This is a genomic window from Paraburkholderia sp. BCC1884 (assembly GCF_900996225.1).
Classification (GTDB): domain Bacteria; phylum Pseudomonadota; class Gammaproteobacteria; order Burkholderiales; family Burkholderiaceae; genus Paraburkholderia.
The window spans coordinates 139606-162380 of sequence record NZ_CAAJGL010000112.1; the positions used below are offsets into that span (position 1 = coordinate 139606).

The 22775-nt window shown below is 63.7% G+C and carries 23 protein-coding genes and 1 tRNA gene; 14 read left to right on the forward strand and 10 right to left on the reverse strand.

Annotation, left to right across the window (positions count from 1 at the left end):
* Positions 1-69: 69 nt before the first annotated feature.
* Entirely contained in the window at positions 70-1521 is a 1452-nt protein-coding gene (locus tag FQ705_RS26230) for a sensor histidine kinase (RefSeq protein WP_144146672.1), read from the reverse strand.
* A gap of 206 nt (positions 1522-1727) precedes the next feature.
* Here FQ705_RS26230 and FQ705_RS26235 point away from each other — a divergent pair, with 206 nt between their 5' ends.
* From FQ705_RS26235 to FQ705_RS26255, 5 genes are all read left to right on the forward strand, one after another.
* Positions 1728-1904, forward strand: a complete 177-nt coding sequence (locus FQ705_RS26235) for a DUF1328 domain-containing protein (RefSeq protein WP_012433645.1) — start codon at positions 1728-1730, stop codon at positions 1902-1904.
* A gap of 42 nt (positions 1905-1946) precedes the next feature.
* Positions 1947-2108, forward strand: coding sequence for a DUF1328 domain-containing protein (locus tag FQ705_RS26240; protein ID WP_006052455.1), 162 nt, complete (start codon positions 1947-1949; stop codon positions 2106-2108).
* 113 nt (positions 2109-2221) lie between these two features.
* Entirely contained in the window at positions 2222-2788 is a 567-nt protein-coding gene (locus tag FQ705_RS26245; RefSeq protein ID WP_144146009.1) for a bacterioferritin, read from the forward strand.
* Between the two features lie 195 nt (positions 2789-2983).
* Positions 2984-3616 carry a response regulator transcription factor gene (locus FQ705_RS26250; protein WP_144146011.1) on the forward strand — a complete coding sequence of 211 codons (633 nt, stop codon included), beginning with the start codon at positions 2984-2986 and terminating at the stop codon, positions 3614-3616.
* Between the two features lie 20 nt (positions 3617-3636).
* The gene (locus FQ705_RS26255) at positions 3637-4065 is read left to right on the forward strand and encodes a response regulator (protein ID WP_144146013.1); all 429 of its coding nucleotides are present in this window, start codon (positions 3637-3639) and stop codon (positions 4063-4065) included.
* A gap of 31 nt (positions 4066-4096) precedes the next feature.
* Here FQ705_RS26255 and FQ705_RS26260 read toward each other — a convergent pair whose 3' ends face one another.
* Positions 4097-5296 (reverse strand): MFS transporter, encoded by a 1200-nt coding sequence (locus tag FQ705_RS26260; protein WP_144146015.1) that lies wholly within the window; start codon positions 5294-5296, stop codon positions 4097-4099.
* Positions 5297-5553: 257 nt separating this feature from the next.
* Between FQ705_RS26260 and FQ705_RS26265 the strand changes: the two genes are divergently transcribed.
* Positions 5554-6021 (forward strand): DUF2569 family protein, encoded by a 468-nt coding sequence (locus FQ705_RS26265; protein ID WP_144146017.1) that lies wholly within the window; start codon positions 5554-5556, stop codon positions 6019-6021.
* Between the two features lie 6 nt (positions 6022-6027).
* Positions 6028-6507, forward strand: coding sequence for a DUF2569 domain-containing protein (locus FQ705_RS26270; protein ID WP_144146019.1), 480 nt, complete (start codon positions 6028-6030; stop codon positions 6505-6507).
* Between the two features lie 10 nt (positions 6508-6517).
* Here the strand turns inward: FQ705_RS26270 and FQ705_RS26275 are convergent, their stop codons facing one another.
* The 6 genes from FQ705_RS26275 to FQ705_RS26300 are packed head-to-tail and all read right to left on the reverse strand — an operon-like array spanning position 6518 to position 12401.
* Entirely contained in the window at positions 6518-7345 is an 828-nt protein-coding gene (locus FQ705_RS26275) for a phosphodiesterase (RefSeq protein ID WP_144146021.1), read from the reverse strand.
* A gap of 45 nt (positions 7346-7390) precedes the next feature.
* Positions 7391-8440: an ABC transporter ATP-binding protein gene (locus FQ705_RS26280; RefSeq protein ID WP_144146023.1), complete on the reverse strand. Its 1050-nt coding sequence runs from the start codon at positions 8438-8440 to the stop codon at positions 7391-7393.
* Positions 8437-9342 (reverse strand): ABC transporter permease, encoded by a 906-nt coding sequence (locus FQ705_RS26285; RefSeq protein ID WP_144146025.1) that lies wholly within the window; start codon positions 9340-9342, stop codon positions 8437-8439. The genes FQ705_RS26280 and FQ705_RS26285 overlap by 4 nt, the downstream gene beginning before the upstream one ends.
* A gap of 50 nt (positions 9343-9392) precedes the next feature.
* A complete protein-coding gene (locus tag FQ705_RS26290) occupies positions 9393-10217 on the reverse strand; it encodes an ABC transporter permease (protein ID WP_144146027.1) in 825 nt (274 codons plus the stop codon).
* Complete coding sequence (locus FQ705_RS26295; RefSeq protein ID WP_144146029.1) at positions 10214-11293, reverse strand: ABC transporter substrate-binding protein; 1080 nt, start codon at positions 11291-11293, stop codon at positions 10214-10216. The genes FQ705_RS26290 and FQ705_RS26295 overlap by 4 nt, the downstream gene beginning before the upstream one ends.
* 52 nt (positions 11294-11345) lie before the next feature.
* Positions 11346-12401, reverse strand: a complete 1056-nt coding sequence (locus FQ705_RS26300; protein WP_144146031.1) for a LacI family DNA-binding transcriptional regulator — start codon at positions 12399-12401, stop codon at positions 11346-11348.
* Positions 12402-12584: 183 nt separating this feature from the next.
* Between FQ705_RS26300 and FQ705_RS26305 the strand changes: the two genes are divergently transcribed.
* Positions 12585-12669, forward strand: a tRNA-Leu gene (locus FQ705_RS26305).
* Between the two features lie 267 nt (positions 12670-12936).
* Positions 12937-13212: a GlsB/YeaQ/YmgE family stress response membrane protein gene (locus tag FQ705_RS26310; RefSeq protein ID WP_144146033.1), complete on the forward strand. Its 276-nt coding sequence runs from the start codon at positions 12937-12939 to the stop codon at positions 13210-13212.
* Positions 13213-13313: 101 nt separating this feature from the next.
* Here FQ705_RS26310 and FQ705_RS26315 read toward each other — a convergent pair whose 3' ends face one another.
* Entirely contained in the window at positions 13314-13598 is a 285-nt protein-coding gene (locus tag FQ705_RS26315; RefSeq protein ID WP_144146035.1) for a hypothetical protein, read from the reverse strand.
* A 362-nt stretch (positions 13599-13960) separates the two neighbouring features.
* Between FQ705_RS26315 and FQ705_RS26320 the strand changes: the two genes are divergently transcribed.
* The 4 genes from FQ705_RS26320 (at position 13961) to FQ705_RS26335 (ending at position 18780) form a co-directional block, all read left to right on the forward strand.
* Positions 13961-14548, forward strand: a complete 588-nt coding sequence (locus tag FQ705_RS26320; protein ID WP_144146037.1) for a sigma-70 family RNA polymerase sigma factor — start codon at positions 13961-13963, stop codon at positions 14546-14548.
* Positions 14527-15561, forward strand: coding sequence for a FecR domain-containing protein (locus tag FQ705_RS26325; protein ID WP_144146039.1), 1035 nt, complete (start codon positions 14527-14529; stop codon positions 15559-15561). Before FQ705_RS26320 ends, FQ705_RS26325 begins: the two co-directional genes overlap by 22 nt.
* 112 nt (positions 15562-15673) lie before the next feature.
* Positions 15674-18205, forward strand: a complete 2532-nt coding sequence (locus tag FQ705_RS26330) for a TonB-dependent siderophore receptor (protein WP_144146041.1) — start codon at positions 15674-15676, stop codon at positions 18203-18205.
* A 71-nt stretch (positions 18206-18276) separates the two neighbouring features.
* A complete protein-coding gene (locus FQ705_RS26335; RefSeq protein ID WP_144146043.1) occupies positions 18277-18780 on the forward strand; it encodes a M48 family metallopeptidase in 504 nt (167 codons plus the stop codon).
* A 45-nt stretch (positions 18781-18825) separates the two neighbouring features.
* Here the strand turns inward: FQ705_RS26335 and FQ705_RS26340 are convergent, their stop codons facing one another.
* Positions 18826-21162 carry an FdhF/YdeP family oxidoreductase gene (locus FQ705_RS26340; RefSeq protein ID WP_144146045.1) on the reverse strand — a complete coding sequence of 779 codons (2337 nt, stop codon included), beginning with the start codon at positions 21160-21162 and terminating at the stop codon, positions 18826-18828.
* 167 nt (positions 21163-21329) lie between these two features.
* Here FQ705_RS26340 and FQ705_RS26345 point away from each other — a divergent pair, with 167 nt between their 5' ends.
* Positions 21330-22769: a PLP-dependent aminotransferase family protein gene (locus FQ705_RS26345; protein ID WP_144146047.1), complete on the forward strand. Its 1440-nt coding sequence runs from the start codon at positions 21330-21332 to the stop codon at positions 22767-22769.
* Positions 22770-22775 lie beyond the last annotated feature (6 nt).

The following is a 22775-nucleotide window of genomic DNA, read 5'->3' on the forward strand; positions in this document are numbered from 1 at the left end:
GTAGGCGCACTCCGGTGTTTGCGTCGGCGCACTCCTACAAGTGAGTCCTGGATGGTGCGCGAAGCCCGGCTACACGGCCGTACGCGACGGCGTCGCCGGCGGCAGATCGATCGAGGGCGTGGCGGTGCTGACGCTCGGCATGACGACATGGATGTCGGTGCCGTTCGGCACGCCGCGCTGGATATCGAAGCGCCCGCCGTGCGCCGCGACGCGCTGGCGCATGCCCAGCAGCCCATGCGTGTGCGTGCGCGTCAGATCGGCCGGCATGATGCCGACGCCGTTGTCGGCGATATCGAGCGCCACCTGGCCGTCGCCGACCCGCAAGGCGATCGACACCTTCGAGGCCCGCGCATACTTCGCGGCGTTGGTGAGCGATTCCTGCGCGACCCGGAACAGCGCGATCTCGGTCTGTTCGTCGAGCTGGATATCGTCGGCGGGCAGGTGCAGGTCGAGCGTCCAGCCGTTGCGCTGCGCGGCTTCGTCGGCGAGTGTGCGCAGCGCGGTGACGAGCCCGAAGTTGGCCAGCACGGTAGGCCGCATATCTTCGATGATGCGGCGCTTCAACGCGATGCCCTGGTCGAGATTGGCGAGCGCACGCCTGAGTTTTTCGGAGATGTCCGGGTCGCTGTCTTTCAGCTTGCGGTTGGCCCACGCCACGTCCATTTTGCTGGCGGTGAGGATCGCGCCGAGTTCGTCGTGCAGTTCGCGCGCGAGCTGGGTCTTCTCGTTTTCGCTGACGGCCTGCAGATGCCAGCCGAGCGCTTCGAGCTGACGGGTGCGCTCGCCCACGAGCTGGTCGAGTTCTTCCTGCTGCGTGATCAATTGACGCTGCACGCGCGCCTGGCGATCGAGCTGGATGCCGAGATTGCGAAACAGCAGAATAAACAACACGATGTTCAGCGCCGACAGGCCCGCCGCGCACAACGTGGAAATGCGTTGATCCGCACGGCTCGCCGCCAGCGCATGCTGTGCGCGACGCTCCTCGTTGTCGCGCAGCAGGCTCAGCGTGCTGTCCACCAGCGACGCGTCCGCCGGATTCGCTTCGCTCGTGCCGCCGCATGCCGCGAGGTCGAGCGCATTCGGCGCTGCGCGCTGCAAGGCGGCCGCGCCCGAGCCGATGCGCGCTTCGATCAGCGCGAGAATCTGCGTGAAGCTTGCGAGTTCGGCGCTGTCCGCGTTGCCGCTGCGATAGAAGCCGTTGAGTTGCTGTTCGCTTTGCCGGATGCGCCCGGCCGTGGCGCAGAAGCCGCGCGCGAAGCTCTCCTGCTTCGTCAGAAGAAACTGGCTTTGCTGGGCGCTCAGGCGCGACAGCTGACTCGCGAGCGTACTCAATTGCACGGTGACGTCACGTGCTTCGAGCGCGGTTTCATATTCGGCGGCGATGCGCTCGCGCGCGGTTTCGAGGATCACCAGGCCGCCCACGGTGATTACGATCGCCACGGTCATGGCGATTGCCCAACTGCGATTGCGCATCCAGTGGCTCAGCCGCGCCGTGGCCCCTGGGTTCTGCACGGTCGACATGTTTTGCGCGTTCTGCACGTTGGGCTCCTGAGTGGGGCATCAGTGTAACGTCCGCTGCGGGCAACGGTGTGCGGCGTCCGTAACGCGCCTGTAATCCAATGTAAGCGGATTCTCACACGAAAACCGGCGGGCGTCGGAATGCGCTCGCCGCGTCCGGTCGATACGATGAGTCTGATCGTTCAACAGTCTTTCGGGAGGAAGCCACCATGCTGAAATGGGCGTTGTTTTTCGCTGTGATCGCAGTGATCGCCGGCCTTCTTGGCTTTACCGGCGTGGCGGCGGGCGCGGCGGCGATTGCCAAGTTCCTGTTCGTCGTGTTCGTGATTCTGTGCGTGGTGTTCCTCGTGCTCGGCTTCGTCGTGACGAAGAAAATCGTCGATTAGCGCAGCGGACATCCGCCAATACCAACAAGAAGGAGAGTTGCCATGCTTCACTATGCCATCGTCTTTTTCGTCATTGCGATCATCGCCGCCGTGTTCGGTTTTACCGGCATCGCGGCCGGCGCGGCCGAAATTGCCAAGATTCTGTTCTACATTTTTCTCGTCGTATTCGTGGTCACGCTGCTGCTGGGCGTTTTCCGAACGTAGCCGCGCGAACGTAGACGCGCTCGCATTGCCACGTTCTTTCCCTCTACCGGCGCATCAGGCGCGATTCATGCGGGATGCGCACTACCCCCAATACCGGATAAAGGAGAAATTCAATGGCGAATTCAAATGGAGCCCAGGCCTCGCAGTCCAACGGCAAGTTCGTGATGGACCTGAAAAAGATCCGCGACGACGCCCGCAAGCACATGTCGGATGGGCCGGTCACGCAGTCGTATGGCGCGGATCGCGAGACCGTGCTGAAGCTGCTCAACGACGCGCTGGCCACCGAGATCGTGTGCGTGCTGCGCTACAAGCGGCATCATTTCATGGCCAAGGGCATCAATTCTGAAGCGGTGGCGGCGGAATTCGCCGAGCACGCGGCGGAAGAGCAGGGCCATGCCGACAGTCTCGCCGAGCGCATCGTGCAATTGGGCGGTGCCCCGGATTTCGCGCCGGACAGCCTGAAGGCGCGTGCGCATTCGGAATACAACGAAGGCGAGAACCTGACCGACATGATCAAGGAGAACCTGATCGCCGAGCGGATCGCAATCGATACGTATCGCGAGATCATTCATTACATCGGCGACAAGGATGTGACTACACGTCGTCTGTTCGAAGACATCCTGGCGGTTGAAGAAGAGCATGCCGACGATATGGCCGACTTGCTCGAAGGTCGGGAATAACGCAGCCGCACGGCAGTTGGTTCGACGAAGCAGGGGCGCCGCGCACGGCCGCTGCTGCGGCAAGCGCGCCTTGGCCGCTTGCCGCAGGTGAGCGCCGGTGTCCCTGCGGCACTTTCATGTCCCCGGCGGCAAGCGCGTCGGGGATCATTACAATGTCTGCTTTGGAGTGAATCCATTGCACGGACGTGAGAACCGATGATTCGAGTGTTGATAGCCGACGATCACGCGATCGTACGAGGAGGCTTCAGGCAGTTCGTCGCCGACGAGCCGGATATGTGCGTCGCGGCGGAAGCCTCCACCGGCGACGAAACCATTAGCCTCGTGCGCGAGCAGGCCTTCGACGTAGTGCTGCTCGACATCGCGATGCCGGACAAGAACGGTATCGACACCCTGCGGGTGATCAGGCAGGTACGCCCCGAGCAAGGCGTGCTGATTCTGTCGGGCTACCCGGAGAGCCAGTACGCGATCAACCTGCTGCGTGCCGGGGCGAACGGTTATCTGAACAAGGACTGCGAGCCCGACGAAATCGTGCGGGCGATTCGCGCGGTGGCGCGCGGGCATCGGTATCTGTCCGAGGCGGTCGCCGACACGCTCGCCGACAATCTCGACAAGCCCGCTGCCGGGCGGCCGCACGAGGCGCTGTCCGAGCGCGAATTCCAGATTTTCTGCAAGCTGGCGGCGGGGCAGATTCCCACGGAGATCGCCGAGGAACTGCATCTGTCGGTGAAGACGGTGAGCACTTACCGGGCTCGCGTGCTGGAGAAAATGCGGTTGGCAAACAATGCCGATCTGACTTATTACGCGATCAAAAACGGTTTGATCGAATAATGGACGGTCGAGATATCCCGATGAACAGCGAACCGAACAGCGTCACCGAGTCAGCCAGCCGCGCGCCATTGCGCGTGCTGCTGATCGAGGATTCGCCGCTGATCCGCCGCAGCCTGGTGGAGGCGATCGACGCCTCCGGCCTGCTGCGCGTCGCCGCCTACGCGGATTCCGCCGATCAGGCGATCGCGCTGCTGGATGACGAGACGTTCGATGCGGTGATCGTGGATCTGCAACTGAAGCAGGGTTCCGGCGTGCCGGTGCTGGCGTATTTACAGCGCGAGGGACTGGTCGACTCGGTGTTTGCCGCCGTGCTCACCAACCACGCATTGCCGGCATACCGGGAGCGTTGCGAGCAATATGGCGTACGCCATTTCTACGACAAGTCGTTCGAGTTCGATCGCGTGATCGACGCGCTGCATGAGTATGCCGACGCGCGAAGCCGTCATTAGACGAGTCGCTTCGCGCTGTCAGTAGCGTCGCTCAGGAGTGAGCGGGCGGGTTCAGGCGCAGATGATTCCACGCTGCGAGTCCCGCGAACAGTACACCCGCCACGCTCACACCGAGCCACCCGAAAAGCGGCCAGACCACCGCGCCGACTCCTGAGCCGATGGCTCCGCCAATGAAATACGCCACCATATAAACCGTGTTCACGCGGCTGCGCGCATCCGGCTTGAGTGCGTAAATGCGCGACTGATTCGAAATCTGCGCGGCCTGCACGCCGACATCGAGAATGATCACGCCGACCACCAGCCCGGCGATGCTCGTCGCCGACACGCCGAACACGACAAACGAAATCGCCACCAGCACGATCGAGACGGTGATGATCGAGCGCGGTCCGCGTCGATCGGAAAACTTGCCGGCGAGCGGTGCGGCCATCGCGCCTGCCGCGCCGACGATGCCGAATAGTCCCGCCGCCTGCGGCCCGAGATGGAACGGCGCGCCTGCCAGCAGCAACGCCAGCACCGACCAGAAAATACTGAACGCGCCGAACATGGCCGCGCCGGTGAGCGATGCCTCGCGCAGCGCGCGATGCTCGACCACCAGGTGCCACATCGACACCAGCAACTTGCCGTAGGGCAGCGTCGAGGTCGGCTGGCTCTTCGGCAAGCGCATGATGATGACCACGGCCAGGATCAGCAAGGCCACGACGGATGCGCCGAATACCGCGCGCCAGCCGAAATATTCGGCGACCACGCCCGCTGCGGTTCGCGCCAGCAAAATCCCCAGCAACAGACCGCTCATCACCATGCCGACTGCGTGGCCGCGCTCGGACGGCGGCGCGAGTTCGGCGGCGAACGGCACCGCCTGTTGCGCGATGGTGGCGAGCACGCCGATCGCGAGACTCGCGACGATCAGAACGACGAGGCTAGGCGCGGTCGCGGCCACGATCAGCGCGACGCACATGCCGACGATCTGCAACAGGATCAGACGACGCCGGTCGAAGCGGTCGCCGAGCGGCGCCAGCAACAGCATGCCGGCCGCGTAGCCGAGTTGCGTGACGGCCGGCACCGCGCCGACCCATGCCTCGCTGGCCGGAAACGACTGGCGGAAGTTGTCGAGTAGCGGCTGGTTGTAATAGATGTTGGCGACCGACACGCCGGCAATGGTGGCGAGCAGAAACAGCAGGCCGCGCAACGACCGGTCGGTGGACGCGGGTGTGGATGGGTTGGAAGTGGACATGAGAGGGGACCGTCGACGGACCGGCCCATGCGCGGTCCTCAAGCGTGCCGATCATACCGGAGCCAGGCGCTTCGTGCTGAGGGTCGCGAATGCGTGTCGGCAGACGAGGCTCGCGACTGGACAGTCAGCGTGGCCACGGTAGCGCGTTGGGTAATCGTGAAAACTTGTCTGGATTGTGAGACGGGGATTTGGGCGCAGTTCATAGAATCGCGTGGCCCGTCTAAAGGGCTCCTATCCAACTCCACACAGGACACGATGTGAACGACACGAAAAAAATGAACGCGCCGCAAGGAATCGGTGGCTGGTTGCTGATCCCGCTGCTGGGGCTACTGGCTTCGATAGGGTTGAGGCTGGCTGACCTGTTCTGGCATGTCCCCGGCACGGACGTTCCCGCTGCGCAAGGGTGCATCGACCTCCACGACACGCTGTCCACGGTACTCCACTTTGCAATCGTTGCCTTGCATCTGACGTTCATGGCCTGGGTGCTTTGGCTTTGTCATGGCCGCAGCCTGCGCTTTCCGAAATGGATGCGATTTTCGCTGTGGCTGCAATTGGCGTTCGACGCCTTCGTTGTATTCGCCAGTTGGTCGGACACGCAATGCGCCGATTCAAACGAAAGAACCGGCTCGATGGTGCTACTCGTATGGTCCATCGTATGGGTCGTGATCTGGATTCCGTACTTCTACCGTTCGCGCCGGGTCAAGGCGACGTTTATCAACCGGTGAACGGACATGGTCGACGGATTGCGGCCGAAAGCCATCGGCGGCTGGCTGCTCATCGCCTTGATCGGTTTCACCGCCTGGGCGCTTACCACGGCGACCGCACTGCGTGATCCGCTCGAGCTCACCCTCGAGTGGGAACTGTGGGCGGTGTTTGCCCGCCCCGGCACGCACGGCTGGTATCGCACCGTGATGGCGCTGGTCGGCCTCGACGTGCTCATCGGTACGTTTATCGTGGCCGGTGCGGGTTGGCTGGCGCTGCTCGTGTTCCGCCACTCGGCGCGCTTCACGCAGCAGGTGCGAACGTGGCTGTTCGCGATCGTCGTGATGCGCACCGGCGCGTATCTGTTCGGCGTTTATATGAGCAATGCCATCGGCATCGACATCGCGATACCCGCCGATGGCCTGCTTCAGTCGCTCGCGGCCGCCGGGCTCGGCATCCCGTACTTCCGCTCGTCCCGGCGCGTGCGCGACACGTTCGTCAACGCGTGAGCGGGTCGCCTCAATCGATCAACGCGCCTGCGGGCTCGTAGAACGGATACGGTCCATCGGCGGCTTCGACATACGCGTGATGCGTGACGATGCCCGTCGCCGGATCGTAGTAATGCAGTGCGTACGCCGGCGGTTCCATCATGAAGGCGGAGGGCGCGTCCTCGCGCAGATCGAGCGCGACCTGATGCGCCGGTGCCGGCACCGCGCAAGCGATCGTGCCGCCGAAGCGCACGAACATCGGCCGATGCACGTGGCCGCAGATCACCCGCTCCACATTCGGATGACGCGCGATCAATGCCGCGAGTTTGCCGGCGGCGGCGGGATCGAGCCGCAGCTCATCCATATGCCCGATTCCGCAGAGGAACGGCGGATGATGCAGCGCCACCACGGTCGGTTTGCCTCGTGCCGCGTCGAGTTGTGCCGCGAGCCAGTCGAGCCGCGCGTCGCACAGCGTGCCCGCGCTTTGACCCGGCACCATCGAATCCAGCGCGACGATGCGTAGCGGGCCGACATCGACAGCGTAGTGCACGAAGTCACCGCCGCTCTGCAATTCCGCGCGATCGGCAAACGCCGCGCGCAAGGCGGCGCGATCATCGTGATTGCCGACTAGCAGGAAGTAGGGGATGTCCAGCGGCGCGAGCAGAGTTTTAAGGTGCTCGTATTGTTCGGGGTCGCCCTGATCGACCAGGTCGCCGGTCATGATCACGGCGTCCGGTCGCGGGTTCAGCGCATTGAGCGCGGCGATGCAGCGTGCCAGATAGGCGCCGGTGTCGACGCGGCGATACGCCAGCGCACCGGGCCGCTTGATATGCAGATCGCTGATTTGAGCTAGCAACATGGGGAGATCCTTGTTCTGTGCGCGCCAAACCACGGCGCGCCTTCATTACGATAGCGCAATCAGCGCGTCCTGCGCGATCGAGATGCCGACCGGCGTCCCGCGCGCCAGTTCGACCCGGCCCGCGACGTCGATCAGCAAGGCGTCCGGTGCTGCGCCGCCGATCGTCAACCGTGTGCGCTCGCCGAGAAACGCCGTGCTTTCCACGTGGCCGCGCAAATGCGCACTGGACGGATCGGCGAGGTAGGCGTCTTCCGGCCGGAAGAAAATTTCGCGAGCGCCGCCGGCATGCAAGGCACCCGAAGACGGCAACGGCACAGCACCGCCCGTGGTTCTCAACATGCCGTCGCGTGTTTCACCCGCAAGCCGGTTGATGGTGCCGACGAACTGCGCGACGCTCCGGTTAGCGGGGCGGTAATAGATGTCGCGCGGCGAGCCGATCTGTTCGATGCGCCCGGCGCTCATGACGACGATCCGGTCACCCAGTTCCATCGCTTCGGCCTGATCGTGCGTTACGTAGACGGTAGTGATACCCAGCTCGCGCAACAACGTGTTCATCTCGCTGCGCAAGGTGTCGCGCAACCGTGCGTCGAGCGCGGTGAGCGGTTCGTCGAGCAGCAGCACGCGGGGTTGCACGGCCAGTGCGCGAGCCAGCGCCACGCGTTGGCGCTGACCGCCCGAGAGTTGATCGATCGGCTTATCGGCGTGCGCGCCAAGCCGCATCATCGCGAGCAGTTCGTCGACGCGCTGGCGAGCGGTTGCCGCCGGCGTGCGTCTGATCTTCAGCCCGTAGCCGATGTTGCCGCGCACGGTCAGGTTCGGAAACAGCGCATAGCTCTGGAACACCATGCCGACCTGGCGTTTTTCGATCGGCAGCGCGGTGACGTCTTCGTCGCCGAACGCGATGCGGCCGCCCGCGTCGGGCGTTTCTAGCCCCGCGATCATGCGCAACGTGGTGGTCTTGCCGCAGCCGGACGGCCCGAGCAGCACCAGCGTTTCACCGGCGCCGATCTGTAGATCGAGCGGTTCGAGCACGCGCGTGCCGCGAAACGTTTTCGCGCATTGCGTCAGCGTGATGGGAACGGAGGCGAGTTTCATGGCGTGGGGGCGGACGTCGACGATAAGACGGCGTTGCGTTTCTTCGCCGCGCTGCGCTGGCCGGTCGCATCGACGCCGAGCCATTGCATCGCGACGAGCAAAGGCATCGTCATGATGAAAAAGAGAATCGTGTAGGCGCTGCCGATCTCGATACGCAAGGACGCATAGGTATCGGCGAGACCGACCGGCAGTGTCTTGGTGTCGGGCGTGTGCAGCATCCACGTGAGATTGAATTCGCCGATCGAAAGCGTGAGCACGGCGAGGGCGCCGGCGACGATGCCGGGCCGCGCGTTGGGCAGCACGATCGTCACGAAGCGTTGCATGAAGCTCGCGCCCAGACTCGCCGCGCCTTCTTCGAGCGTGCGCAGATCGCTGCTCGCGCACACCGCGGCGACCGCGCGCACCATGAAGGGCAGCGTGAACACCACGTGGCCGACCACGATGAAGGCCGCGCTCATGCGAAACATCGTGAAGCCGCCATACACCACCAGCAACGCGAGCGCCGACGCAAGGCCGGGCAGCGCGATCGGCAACACGAGGAATTCTTCGATGACGCGCGACAGCCGCGTCTTGCTGCGCGCCAGCACGTAGCCGGCGGGCACGCCGGTGAGTAGCGTGATAAACACGGTTGCCGCGGCCACTTCGAGTGAGAGGAACACCGAGCTGTGATATTGCGTCCACACTTCGCCGAGCCAACGCAGGGTCAGTCCGCTGGAAATGCCTTTGAAATAGTTGACCGTCAGCCCGGCCATGATCGACATGACGACCGGCACGATCAGGAACGCGCACAGCAGCAGCGTGACGAGCCACTGGCCCGCCGCGAGCCAGCTTCTCGAAGTCGGCAGACGCAGCCGCGTGCGCGATTTCAGCGTCGTTGTTAGAGGACCGGAAAGGGAATGCATCGAAGTCGAAGGGTCCGGTTGGTGCGCAGCCCCGGGTTTGGACACGCCGCTCATGCGCTGGCCGCCACCGCGGAACCGCTCACGCTGCGCGCGAACGCGAGCACCGCCCACGTGACGATGCCGAGCACGATCGAGAGGCCCGCGGCCGTCACCATGTTGGCGTTGAGGGTGAACTCGGTGTAGATGGTCATCGGCAGCACGTCGATGTCGGTGGCGAGCGTGAAGGCCGTGCCGAACGCGCCCATCGAGGTGGCGAAGCACACGGCGCCCGCCGCGATCAGTCCCGGCGAGAGCGCGGGCAACACGATGTCGCGTGTGATGCGCCACGGCGACGCGCCGAGCGAACGCGCGGCTTCTTCGAGCGATGCATCGAGCTTGGTGGCCGAGGCCATCACGGTGACGATCACGCGCGGAATCGAGAAGTACAGGTAGCCGATAAAGAGCCCGCTCATCGAATACGCGAAGACCCAGCGGTCTCCCGTGAGCTTCAAGGAGAGCGCGCCGATCAACCCCTGGCGTCCCGCGAGCATGATGACCATGAAGCCGACCACTACGCCGGGAAACGCCAGCGGAAAAGTCAGCAGTGCGAGTAGCGTGCGCTTGAGCGGAAACTCGCGGCGCGCGAGCAGCAGCCCCGCGATCACCGAGAGCACCAGCGTCGCCGCCGTGACCGCTGCGGAAAGCAGCACGGTCGCGCCGAGGCTCGACATGTAGCGCGGATTCGTCAGCATCGCACGATACGTGGCGAAGGCGTGGCCGTCGCCGCTCAACTGCGCGAGCGCGCCCATCGGCAGCAGCCAGAATGCAATGAACACCGCCAGCGCCGGCGCGATCAACGCGATGCGCCAGCGCAGCGGGAACGTGATGTCGTTCAATGCATCACCTGAAGATAACGCTCGCCGAAGCTCGACTGCTTTTCGGCCATCTTGCCGAAGTCCACTGGCCTGGCGCGTGCATAGTCGCTGGCCGGCAGGAATTTCGCGGCGAGGTCCGGGGTCAGCGCATTGGCGCGCACCGGACGCAGGTAGGCTTCGGCCCATAGTTTCTGGCCTTCGTCGGAGAGCACGAAGTCGAGCACCTTCTTGCCGTTTGCTTCATGCGGCGCGCCCTTCACGAGACTCATCACGTACGGCACCGAGATCGTGCCTTCTTTCGGAATCACGAATTCGACGTTCGCATGATCCTTGTACTTCGCGCGGTAGGCGTCGAAGTCGTAGTCGAGCAGGATCGGAATTTCGCCGGACATCACGCGCGCGTAGGCGGTCTGCTTCGGCACGATCGGCGCATTGGCCTTCAGCTTGCGGAACCAGTCGAGGCCCGGCTCGAAGTTGTCGAGCGTGCCGCCGAGCGCCTGATTCACCGCCACGGCGCCCGCATAGCCGACGAACGCACTCGACGGATCGAGGTAGCCGATCATGCCTTTGTATTCGGGCTTGAGCAGGTCGGCCCACGAACGCGGCACCGGCTTGCCTTCGAGCGCGTCCTTGTTGACGAAAAAGCCCAGCGTGCCCGAGTGGATCGAGAACCAGTAGCCTTGCGGGTCCTTCATATTGGCGGGGATGTCGTCCCAATGCGCGGGCTTGTACGGCTGGATCACGCCTTTGTCTTTGGCCTGGAAGGCCGACGACACGCCGAGATACACCACGTCGGCGACCGGGCTCTTCTGCTCGGCCATCAGTTGCGCGATCGATTGACCGGAGTTCTTGTTGTCGAACGGCACGCGAATGCCGGTCTTTTGCTGGATCGCCTTGATCTGGCTGGCCCAGTCGGCCCATTCGGGCGGGCAGTTGTAGCAGATGGCGGTTTCGTCGGCGTGGGCCGTTTGCGGCGCCACCGAGGCGAGCGCGGCAGTGACGATCATGCCGGCCGACAAAGCGGTTGTGACTGCGTGTGCAAAACGGCGTCGCAGCAGATGGAGCGACGAAACGAAACGTGAAGATGAGCGGATCACTGCGGGTCTCCCGGAGAAGAAGAGTGCGGGTGGTTCGGGTGCTTTGGGTTTGCTAGGCAGCGGTCGATGCACGAGCCGGCGACGTGTCGTTGCGATTCGAAATCGCCGCGATGGTCGCGCCTTCGCGCAGACTGTGCGGCAGCGTGAGTGCGAGCGGTGTTTCACCGCAGGCCTCGTAGTTGCCGGCGACACGCGCCAGCAACTGTTGCCAGGCCGCGCAACCGATCTCGCGATTCGGCGCGCAAATACTGGCAAGCGGCGGCGACAGCAGATCGCCCATCGCGAGGCCGTCGAAGCCGAGAATCGACATGTCGTGTGGAATCTGCAGACGCGCGCGGCGCAGGCCGCGCATCACCACCATCGCCAGCAGATCGTTGCTGCAGAAGAGGGCGGTCGGACGGTTCGGTCCGCTCGTCAGATGGGCGAGAACGGAGGGCGACAGTTCGTCCGCGTTGAAATCGACTTCGAGCGCGGGGGCCGGCGTGAGGCCCGCTTGCTGCATCGCCTGGCTGTAGCCGAGATGGCGTTGACGCGCGCGATCCGAAGCGGCCAGCGTACCGGCAAGCATCAGGATGCGGCGGTGGCCGTGGGCGATCAGCATGCGCACACCGTCGTAGGCCGCGAGACGGTTGTCGACCGAGACCGAGGGACGCCGCACGGTGTCGTTATGCATTAGCACGTAGAGCAGGCCGGCCTGATCGAGTTCGTCGAGTAACGGATGCGTGTCGGCATCGGCGACCGTCAGGATCAACCCTTCCACGCGATGTTCGCGCAAGGTTTCGATCGCGTGGCGTTCGCGGTCGGCGTCGTATTGGGTGGTCATCAGCATGAGGCGGTAACCCTGGGCCGCGGCGAGTTCGTCGATGCCTTGCAGACATTCGGCGAATACCGGATTGGCGAGCGTCGGCAGGATCACGCCGATCAGGCGCGTGCGCTCGCCGCGCAACTGGCGGCCGAGCGGGCTGGGGCGGAAGTTCAGGGCGTCGATCGATTGACGCACCTTGTCGAGCGTGACGGGGTTCACGGTGTGCGGCGCGTTGATCGCGCGCGACACCGTGGCGATGGAGAAGCCCGCGTGGGCGGCGACATCTTTGATCGTCGGGATCATGGGTTTCCGCTCTGGCTGAAAACGTTTTCGTGAGCGGATTATCGGGAACGTTTGTGACTCCCGCGTGACTGCGCGGCGGGGCGCTCGGGCGGCAGGGGAAAGGGTGGTGGGGTTCGCTCAGGACCGGTTTGGTGCGTCTGGCGCGCAATGGTAGAATTCGCGTCCACACGAAGTCCGACCCCCGCCGGGGTGATGAAATTGGTAAACATAGCGGACTTAAAATCCGCCGCCTAACGGCTTGCCGGTTCAAGTCCGGTCCCCGGTACCACCCTTCCAGCAAGGGATTAATGAGTTGGGTCAGCGCTCCACGTCAAGCGGCGTCGTAGCCTTTTGTGCCAGACAGTCCGACTCCCCATCGATATCGGGCGCCTCGCCCGATTCCCCAGCCGGGGCCTTCATTCCAGAGATCTCGCGGCGCGTCGACGATGCCGGCGTCGCGCAGGAACGGCGCTTGCGACTGCTCCACTCACACGTCGCTGGCGGCCAGCTCATTGCCGACCGCAAGCGAAGTCGTTAAACCCGAGAGGAGAGAAATATGGACCCGGTATCGCATGGCATCATTTTCTGGCTAATCATCGGCGGCATCGCGGGCGCTCTGGCCGGCCGGATCGTCGACGGTGGCGGATTCGGCATTATTGTCGACATCATCGTAGGTATTGTCGGCGCCTTCATCGGCGGTTGGCTCGGCGGTGTGCTCGGCCTGCACCTGGGTGGCGGCATCATCGGGTCGCTGATTACCGCGCTGATTGGCGCCGTCATTCTGCTCGCCATCCTGCGTCTTTTCAGCAGGGGCCGAGCGCGCTCACTCTAAACTCAGCCGGCTGACTCGCCGGCGTTTCACCGCATGAGTTTGAGTTGGGTTGGATTTCCGGGCGCGCATCGATGCGCGCCCGGAAACACGTATCACCACAGTTATTGCCCGGTTTTTGCCGGCATTCCATCGTCGCTGCCGTTCATGCCATGCATGTCCATGTCGGACATCTGCGGCTTTTTACTCAGGTCGCCCGGAACCCGATTCCACGGGCTCGAGACTGGTTCGCTGTGGTATGTCATACCCGAGGTTGCCGCGCCGTGAGCACCGCCGCCGCCGCTTCCTCCGTTGCCGTTGCCGCCGGCCTGCGCAAACGTGGCAGCAAACGCGCAGAGTGAACCGACTGCGATACCGCGAAGCAGAAACTTCAACGTCGATTTTTCCATGATATTTCTCCAGCGACTTCGCCGCATGCCTGGGCTGCGTCGAAATCATATGTACCGCTAAAAAGTGACTGCATGCGCAGCGGCAAAGTGCAGGCAGCGACCTCGTCCGGAACGGGTTGAGCATCAGCGACGCTCAGGAGCAAGGCATGTAGGTAAGTCGTGATGGCGCACCGGAAATGACAGGCGCGACAGGGGATATACGGAAGAAGATCGCGCGTGGATTCGCAGAAGGCCTGCTTGCGTCCACACGATCCGTCTCCCTCACACGACATTGCCGCTTTCCCCGTTTGCGAAAAAATGCCAATTGGGTTATAAATGCGAATCGTTCTTATTTAAGAATATCGACGCCAAGGGGTGATTCAATGTCTGCCGTCACGCTCGACGCGCAGCAAGGGGTGCGCGCACTGTACCGTGATCATCACGGGTGGTTGCAGGCCTGGCTGCACAAGAAACTAGGCAACGCTTTCGATGCCGCCGATCTGGCGCACGACACCTTCCTGCGGATCCTGAGCGCACGCGACAATTTCGGCGCGCAGGATTCGGACCTCGCCCAGGACCGCGCTCCGGACCTCGTTCAGGACCGCGCTCCGGACCTGCAGGGCGGCCTCGATCTACGCGAGCCGCGTGCCTATCTGACCACGGTCGCCAAGCGCGTCCTGCTCAATCACTATCGTCGCCTCTCGCTCGAGCGTGCCTATCTGGATGCGCTGGCCGTCTTGCCCGAATCGCTCGCGCCGTCGCCGGAAGACCGCCTGGTGATCCTCGAAACGCTGCACGAGATCGACGCCATGCTCGACCGTCTCAGCCCCAAGGCGCGCATGACTTTCCTGCTCGCGCAACTCGAAGGACTGACCTACGCGGAAATCGCCGGGCGGCTGCAGGTGAATATCCGCACGGTCAAACGCTACATGGCTGCGGCCTACGAAGAATGCATCCTGCTGACGATCTGACGCCCGCACGTCCGGTCGATGAGTCGCGGCCGCTCGATCGCATCGTCGCGCGCGCGGCGGCTGCGTGGCTCGTGCGTCTACACGACGCGCCGACGCCGGACGACATCGCCGCCTGCGAGCGCTGGTGTGCCGCCGACCCGGAACATGCACGCGCATGGCAGCGGGCACAACGCGTCGACGCCAGGTTCAGCGGCTTGCATGCCGGCGTCGGTCTGTCGGTGCTCGGACGCAAGGATCGCGCAGAGCGTGGCGAGCGGCGCGCGGCGCTCAAGGCGTTGGGCGTGATGTTCGTCGGCGGATCGGCGGGTTATGTCGCCTATCGCGCTGCACCCTGGCGCGAATGGACCGCGGACGAACGCACGGCGACCGGTGAGCGCCGCACGGTCGTGCTCGCCGACGGCACCCGCGTCGATCTCAACACGGCGACGGCTTTCGACATCGCCTTCACCGACACCGAACGCCGGATCGTGCTTCACACAGGGGAGATTCTGGTGGAGACGGGCGCCGATGCGAATCGCGCGTCGAACGTTTACCGGCCGTTCGTCGTGCAGACTTCGCAGGGTCGGATTCGCGCGCTGGGTACTCGCTTCGACGTCGGTAAAACGCCGCGCGATGCAATCCAGGTCTCGGTGTTGCATGGGGCGGTGGAGATTGCGCCGGCCGCGGCGCCGCAGTTGAAACGGGTCGTGGCGGCCGGACAGCAGACATCGTTCACCGCGACCGCGGTCGATGCAACCGCCCCCGTCGATCCCCATGTCGCCGACTGGTCGCGCGGCGTGCTGTTCGCCGACCGCGTGCGCCTCGCCGATTTCGCGGCCGAGCTTGGTCGCTATCGGCCGGGTGTGCTGCGCTGCGATCCGTCGGTCGCCGAACTGCGCATCACCGGTGCATTTCAGATCGGCAACACCGACAGTATTCTTGCCGCGCTGCCGAACACCTTGCCGGTGCAAGTCGTCTACCGAACCCGCTACTGGGTGACGATCGTCGCGGGTACGAACACAGCCACCACCTGAGCGTCGCCACGGGCCGTGCGAAATTTTTTTGCGCGGCGCCTGTCCCCTTTCCTGATCTCGCGTGTCATGGATATAGGAGCACCAAAAAGCCATCGCCCGATCAGGACTATTCATGTCATCACGCAGTCATCGCAAAACCGCATTTCATTCGCGCCGCACATCTACTCGTCATAGTCTTGCTTCGCTGTCGTTCAGTGCCGTCGTCATCGGCTTGCGCGGCATCCCGGCCGCGCTGGCAGTCGCGAGTATCGCGGTGGCCCCCGCCAGCCGTGCCGCCGATGCCGCGCCGCTCGCACCCACCGCGCCCATCGCATCCACGCCGACTGCATCCGCGCAAAAAACCTTCGCGGTAGCGGCGGGGCCGCTCGGCGTGGCACTGGCCGACTTCGGCAGCCAGGCCGGCGTAACCGTGCAACTCGACTCACGGCTCGTCGAGGGTATGACGACGAGGGGCCTGCAGGGCAACTACACGGTGCGCGGCGGCTTCGCGGCGCTGCTCGCGACCACGAATCTGGCGGTGGCGGAGAATAGTCCAGGCGTCTTCCTGGTGCGTACGCGCGCCCCGGCAAGCTCGTCCGATGCGGCCGATTCCGGCACGCTGCCCGCCGTCAAGGTGTCGGGTCAAAGCATCCAGGACAGTCCGTACGGACCGACCACCGGCTACGTCGCCTCGACTACCAGCTCGGCGACGAAGTCGGGCACGTCCATCCTCGAAGCGCCGCAGTCGGTGTCGGTCGTCACGCGCGACCAGATGACCCAGCAGAACGCGCAGACGCTCAACGCCGCAGTGCGCTACACCTCCGGCGTCACGGCGGAAACGCGCGGCGGCATCGCCACGCGCTACGACCTGCTGACCGTGCGCGGGTTCGATGCGGACACCTATTGGAACGGGCTCAAGCTGATCGGCAACGGCATGTATGCGGTGCCGCAACTCGATCCCTACATGATGGACCGCATCGAAGTGCTCAAGGGTCCGGTGTCGGTGCTGTACGGCGCGGCGTCGGCGGGCGGGGTGCTGGATCAGGAAAGCAAACTGCCGACCCGCACGCCCTTGCACGAAGTGGGCGTCGAGTTCGGCAACTATGGTCACAAGCAGGCGACCTTCGATTTCTCGGGCCCGCTCGATGCGGACAATCACTATCTGTATCGCCTGACCGCGATTGCGCGCAGCGAGGACGGCCAGGTCAACACGACGCGCAACGAGCGCATCGCGATCGCGCCGTCCTTCACCTGGCGTCCCGACGACACGACCTCGCTGACCCTGTTCGCCCTGTTCCAGCGCGATCCGCGCAGTACGTCGTATGGCAGCGTGCCGCCGCAAGGCGTAACGCTGCCGAGTCCCTATGGCCGTCTGCCGAGTGACTTCTACGACGGCGATGCGGGTTTCGAGCGCTTCAGCCGCAACCAGGAATCGGTCGGCTACAAGTTCGAGCACAAGCTCGATCCGAATTGGACCGTGCGCTCGAACGGGCGTTACTACCACATCGGCGAGGACTATCAGAGCGTGTACGGCAGTGGACTCGAAGCGGACAACCGCACGCTCGACCGCTATTCGATCGCTTCGACGGATCAGATGAACACCGTCGCGCTGGATAACCAGCTGGAAGGCAAGTTCTCGACAGGACCGGTTCGTCACACACTGCTGACGGGTTTCGACTATCAGCACATGGCGAGTTCCTATCTGCTCGGCTATGGCGCGGCGCCGTCGCTCGATATTCTCGCGCCCGACTACTATCAGCCGATCGCCGATCCCGACCGCACGCTCACGCAGGTCCGCAGCAACCAGTTCGGCGTGTACGCGCAGGATCAGATGCGCCTCGGCCATGTCGTGTTCACGATCAGCGGACGGCAGGACTGGAGCAACACCTCGACCCGCAACGTCACCGACAACACGCTGAGCACGCAATCGGCACGCGCCTTCACGAAGCGGGCAGGGCTGACGTATGTATTCGACAGCGGCATCGCGCCGTACGTGAGCTACACCGAATCGTTCTCGCCGCAGGCCGGCTTCGACGCGAGCGGCAAACCGTTCGATCCCGAGCGCGCGCGTCAGTACGAGGTCGGCATCAAATTCCAGCCCAACGATTACGACGCGATGTTCACGGTGGCGCTGTTCGACCTGACCCGCAAGAACCTGCTCACGACCGACGCGACCAATCCGAATTTCCAGTCGGAAGCGGGTGAGGCGCGCTCGCGCGGTCTCGAACTCGAAGGCAAGATGAGCCTGACGGACTCACTGAACGTCACCGCGAGCTATACGTATCTCGACACGAAGTACACGAAGGACAACAGCGGTCTGCAAGGACAATATCTGCCGTCGGTGCCGCAGAACCAGGCATCCGCATGGCTGTATTACACGCAGCATCGCGGCGTGCTGGCGGGTCTGTCGGCGGGTGTGGGTGCGCGTTATACGGGGACGACCTACGCCTACGCCGACGCCTACAAGCTCAGCAGCTTCCTGCTCATCGACGCCACGCTGCGTTACGACCTGGGTCGTCTCTCGCCGCGTCTGAAAGGCTCGGAGCTGTACGTGAATGCGCAGAATCTGGCGAATAAGCGTTACGTGGCGTCGTGTTATTACTCGACCTGGTGTTCGTTCGGTTACGGGCGGCAGGTGTTCGCCGGGGCGAACTATCGCTGGTAAGGCGGGCGAGGGCGGGGCTCGACCGGTACAATCTCCGTCTGGAGAAATCGCATGCGTCGAGCCCTTTTGTCATGTCCCACCTGAAATACCTCACGGGCTATCCCGCGCATTTGCAAGAAAAGGTGCACAAGCTGATCGCCGACGATCGACTCGGCGCGTACCTCGGCGAGCGCTATCCCAACACCCACGACGTGCAAACGGACCGTGCGCTGTACGCCTATTGCGCGGATCTGAAGCGCGAACACCTGCGCAGTGCGGAGCAGATCGACAAGGTCACGTACGACAGCAAACTCGACGTCGTACGCCACGCACTGGGCCTGCACACGAGCATCTCGCGCGTGCAGGGCGGCAAGTTGAAGGCGAAGAAGGAAATCCGCGTGGCGTCGCTATTCAAAGCCGCGGCGCCGGAATTTCTGAAGATGATCGTCGTGCACGAACTTGCTCATCTGAAAGAGAGCGATCACAACAAGGCGTTCTATCGACTGTGCGAATTCATGCAGCCGGGCTACCACCAGATCGAGTTCGATCTGCGGCTGTATCTGACGCATCGCGACCTGGAAAAAAACAAGGCCTGAGGGGCGAGCCTCAGGCCTGTCGTTTCAAGCGTTACGCTTCGCGTATCAAGCCGCGATCGCTTCAGCCGTTTGCACGTCCACTCCGACCGCCGACGCCTTCAGCAACACCGGAATCGATTTCGAAGTCGGCGTTCCCGCACCATCCGCAACCGAGGAGAGCGGCACCAGCGGATTCGTCTCCGGGTAGTACGCGCCCAGGCAGCCACGCGGAATGTCGTATTCCACCAGCAGAAAACCGTCCGCGTGACGCTCGATACCGTCGGCCCACACGCTCGTCATATCCACGCGTTGCCCAGCGACGAAACCCAGCATCGCCAGATCGTCCTTGTTGGCGAACAGCACGCGGCGTTGTCCATACACGCCGCGATAGCGGTCGTCGAGACCGTAGATCGTGGTGTTGTACTGGTCGTGCGAACGCGTCGTCATCAAGGTCATCAAACGCTCGCCATACTGCTTGCGCGCCTGATGGATCGGTGTGTCGAGCGCAATCGCATGCACCAGGAACTGCGCCTTGTTGCTGGGTGTTTTCCAGATCCGGTCGCGTGACGCCACGCCGAGATGGAAGCCGCCCGGTTTCTTCAGGCGTTCGTTGTAATCGTGGAAGCCTTCGATCACCTGCGCGATGCCGTCGCGGATCATCGCGTAGTCCGTTTCGTGCGCGAGCCAATCCACCTTGTCGCTGCCGAGCGTCGCGTGCGCCATGCGCGCCACGATCGCGATCTCCGAGAGCAGATTCTCCGACGCCGGTTTGTTCATGCCGTAAGAGATGTGCACCATGCTCATCGAATCCTCGACGCTCACGCCTTGCGGCACGCCGTTCTGCATGTCGATCTCGGTGCGGCCGAGCGTCGGCAGGATCAGCGCGTCACGGCCATGCACGAGATGGCTGCGGTTCAGCTTGGTCGTGATGTGCACAGTGAGGTCGCACGAACGCATCGCTTCCCAGGTGCGCGGCGTGTCGGGCGTCGCGATCGAGAAGTTGCCGCCCAGACCGATGAACACCTTTACCTTGCCGTCGAGCATCGCCTGAATCGAGTTGACGACGTCGAGTCCGTGCTCGCGCGGCGGTTCGAAATCGTAGACTTCACCGAGCCGGTCGAGAAACGCCTGAGTCGGCCGTTCTTCGATACCGACCGTGCGATCGCCCTGCACGTTCGAGTGGCCGCGCACCGGGCACAAGCCCGCGCCGCGTCGGCCGATATTGCCGCGCATCATCATCAGGTTCGACAGCAGCTGCACCGTCGGCACCGAGTTCTTGTGCTGCGTGAGGCCCATGCCCCACGTCGAGATCACGGCGCGGCCCTTGACGTAGATGTCGGCGAGCTGGAGCACGTCTTCGAACGGCACGCCGGCTTCGGCGACGATGGTGTCCCAGTTTTCGGCGCGCAGATCGTCCGCGAAGGCGTCGAAACCGACGGTGTGTTCGGCGATGAACGCGACATCCAGCACGCGTTCGAGACCGGAGGCGAGCGCTTCGTCGTCGAGTTCGATGACGCGTTTGGCGACGCCCTTGATCAGCGCGAAATCGCCGCCGATCTTCGGCCGGATGAACACCGAGCTGATTCTGGTGCTGCCCATGGTGAGCATTTCCACCGGATGCTGCGGACTCGCAAAGCGTTCCAGTCCGCGTTCCTTCAGCGGATTGATCGACACGATGGTCGCGCCGCGCTTTGCGCACTCGCGCAATTCGCCGAGCATGCGCGGATGGTTGGTGGCCGGATTCTGGCCGAAGATCAGCAGCGTGTCGGCGTGCTCGAAATCGTCGAGCGTCACCGTCCCCTTGCCGATGCCGACCGTGCCCGGCAAGCCACGGCTGGTCGCTTCGTGGCACATGTTCGAGCAATCGGGGAAGTTGTTGGTGCCGTACATGCGCACGAACAGCTGGTACAGGAACGCGGCTTCGTTGCTGGCGCGGCCCGAAGTGTAGAAGGCGGCGCGGTCGGGATCGTCGAGGCGCTTCAGATGCGCGGCGATCAGCCCGAACGCCTCGTTCCAGCCGATCGGCACGTAGCGGTCGCGCAAGGCGTCGTAGACGAGCGGGTCGGTCAGGCGGCCATGCTGTTCGAGTTCGAAATCCGATTGCGCCATCAAGGCTTCGACGGTGTGCTGTTCGAAGAAGGCGGGCGTCACGCGCTTGCTGGTCGCCTCGGCAGCGACGGCTTTGACGCCGTTCTCGCAGAACTCGAAGGTGGACGCGTGTTCGCGGTCCGGCCACGCGCAACCCGGACAGTCGAAGCCGTTCGGCTGGTTCTGCTTGAGCAGGGTGCGGTAATTGCCGCCTGTCACCTTCTCCTTGAGAAGGTTGATGGCGACGTATTTCAACGCGCCCCAGCCGGCGGCGGGGTGGGTGTACGGTTCGATGCGAGGTTCGGGTTTCTTCATGATGTTGCCGCCGGTAGGGCCTGACGAGACTTTTTTAAGCCGATACCGAGAAGCCTACTGTGTTCCATAAAAATCGCTGCATACAGAAATTCGGAAAGCCGAGGGGTACAGTTGGGTCGGTTTTGTCATAGACTGGCGCTCCAGCCAGTTTTAATCGAGCCAAGTCCTTGAAACTGTACGAAAAGCTTGCCGATGAGATGACCGAGGCCGTGCGGCGCGGCGTGTTCGCGCGCGGCGAGCGGATTCCGTCGGTGCGGCAGGCGAGTCTGCAGCACGGCGTCAGTATCAAGACGGTGCTGCACGCCTACGCGTTGCTGGAAAGCCGGGGGATTGTCGAGACCCGGCCGCAGTCGGGCTATTTCGTGCGGGACGTGGCGGCGGCCTCGGCCGACGCGTCGGCCGGGGAGCCGGGGCTGCCCCGCCAGCCCATGCCGCAGACCCCGCCGGTAGCCGCCGAAGTGGACGTGAGCCGCCTCGTGCTGTCGACTCTGCGGAGCATCCGCGCCCACGACGCCGTGCCGTTCGGCTCGCCGTATCCCGACCCGTCGCTGTTCCCGTGGCGGCGCATCAACCAGTATGCGAACGCGATTGCACGGCGTCAGGCGAGCTGGAATCTGCTCGACGATTTGCCGCCGGGCAACCCCGAACTGATTCGCCAGATCGCACGGCGTTACGCGGAGAACGGCATGGCGGTCGATCCGGGCGAGATCGTCATTACGCTGGGCGCGACCGAGGCGATCAACCTGAGCCTGCAGGCGGTCGCCAAACCGGGTGACACGGTGGCCGTCGAGTCGCCCACCTATTACGCGATGCTGCACGCGATCGAACGTCTCGGTATGCGCGCGATCGAGGTGGCGACGCATCCGGTTCACGGCATCGAAATCGAAGCGCTGGCCCAGGTGATCGCGAAACAGAAGATCGCCGCGTGCATGGTGATGCCGAATTTCCAGAACCCGCTCGGCTTCCAGATGCCCGACGAACGCAAGCGGCAACTGGTCGACCTGCTCGCCGCGCACGAGATTCCCGCGATCGAAAACGATGTCTACCAGGAGCTGTATTTCGGCGAGACGCGGCCTTCGACCCTGAAGAGCTTCGACACGAAAGGACTGGTGCTGCATTGCGCGTCGTTTTCGAAGAGCCTGACGGCGTCGTACCGGATCGGCTGGGCGCTGCCTGGGCGCTATCGCGCGCAGGTCGAGAAGCTCAAGTTTCTCAACACGCTGACGACGCCGTCCGTGCCGCAGGTCGCGGTCGCCGATTATTTGCGGCAGGATGGCTATGACCGGCATCTGCGGCACGTGCGCAAGGTCTACCGGCAGCAGGCGAGCATCATGACGGCGCTGGTGCAGCGGTTTTTTCCGGCCGGCACGCGCATGTCGACGCCGCAGGGCGGCTACGTGCTGTGGGTGGAATTGCCCGAGCGGATCGATTCGATGCGGCTTTATCAGGCCGCGCTCGCGCGCAGCATTACGATCGGACCGGGCATGATGTTTTCGATGCGCAACGTGTTTCGCCACTTCATCCGGCTCAATTACAGCTATCCGTGGACGCCGCAGAGCGAAGCGGCGCTGAAGACGCTAGGCGAACTGGTCACGCAAATGGCTTGAAAACGG

Bases quoted from the DNA above. Each gene is read 5' to 3' on its own strand.
- FQ705_RS26230 (WP_144146672.1), bottom strand. From the start codon at position 1,521: ATGTCGACCGTGCAGAACCCAGGGGCCACGGCGCGGCTGAGCCACTGG.
- FQ705_RS26235 (WP_012433645.1), top strand. From the start codon at position 1,728: ATGCTGAAATGGGCGTTGTTTTTCGCTGTGATCGCAGTGATCGCCGGC.
- FQ705_RS26240 (WP_006052455.1), top strand. From the start codon at position 1,947: ATGCTTCACTATGCCATCGTCTTTTTCGTCATTGCGATCATCGCCGCC.
- FQ705_RS26245 (WP_144146009.1), top strand. From the start codon at position 2,222: ATGGCGAATTCAAATGGAGCCCAGGCCTCGCAGTCCAACGGCAAGTTC.
- FQ705_RS26250 (WP_144146011.1), top strand. From the start codon at position 2,984: ATGATTCGAGTGTTGATAGCCGACGATCACGCGATCGTACGAGGAGGC.
- FQ705_RS26255 (WP_144146013.1), top strand. From the start codon at position 3,637: ATGAACAGCGAACCGAACAGCGTCACCGAGTCAGCCAGCCGCGCGCCA.
- FQ705_RS26260 (WP_144146015.1), bottom strand. From the start codon at position 5,296: ATGTCCACTTCCAACCCATCCACACCCGCGTCCACCGACCGGTCGTTG.
- FQ705_RS26270 (WP_144146019.1), top strand. From the start codon at position 6,028: ATGGTCGACGGATTGCGGCCGAAAGCCATCGGCGGCTGGCTGCTCATC.
- FQ705_RS26275 (WP_144146021.1), bottom strand. From the start codon at position 7,345: ATGTTGCTAGCTCAAATCAGCGATCTGCATATCAAGCGGCCCGGTGCG.
- FQ705_RS26280 (WP_144146023.1), bottom strand. From the start codon at position 8,440: ATGAAACTCGCCTCCGTTCCCATCACGCTGACGCAATGCGCGAAAACG.
- FQ705_RS26285 (WP_144146025.1), bottom strand. From the start codon at position 9,342: ATGCATTCCCTTTCCGGTCCTCTAACAACGACGCTGAAATCGCGCACG.
- FQ705_RS26300 (WP_144146031.1), bottom strand. From the start codon at position 12,401: ATGATCCCGACGATCAAAGATGTCGCCGCCCACGCGGGCTTCTCCATC.
- FQ705_RS26310 (WP_144146033.1), top strand. From the start codon at position 12,937: ATGGACCCGGTATCGCATGGCATCATTTTCTGGCTAATCATCGGCGGC.
- FQ705_RS26315 (WP_144146035.1), bottom strand. From the start codon at position 13,598: ATGGAAAAATCGACGTTGAAGTTTCTGCTTCGCGGTATCGCAGTCGGT.
- FQ705_RS26320 (WP_144146037.1), top strand. From the start codon at position 13,961: ATGTCTGCCGTCACGCTCGACGCGCAGCAAGGGGTGCGCGCACTGTAC.
- FQ705_RS26325 (WP_144146039.1), top strand. From the start codon at position 14,527: ATGCATCCTGCTGACGATCTGACGCCCGCACGTCCGGTCGATGAGTCG.
- FQ705_RS26330 (WP_144146041.1), top strand. From the start codon at position 15,674: ATGTCATCACGCAGTCATCGCAAAACCGCATTTCATTCGCGCCGCACA.
- FQ705_RS26335 (WP_144146043.1), top strand. From the start codon at position 18,277: ATGTCCCACCTGAAATACCTCACGGGCTATCCCGCGCATTTGCAAGAA.
- FQ705_RS26340 (WP_144146045.1), bottom strand. From the start codon at position 21,162: ATGAAGAAACCCGAACCTCGCATCGAACCGTACACCCACCCCGCCGCC.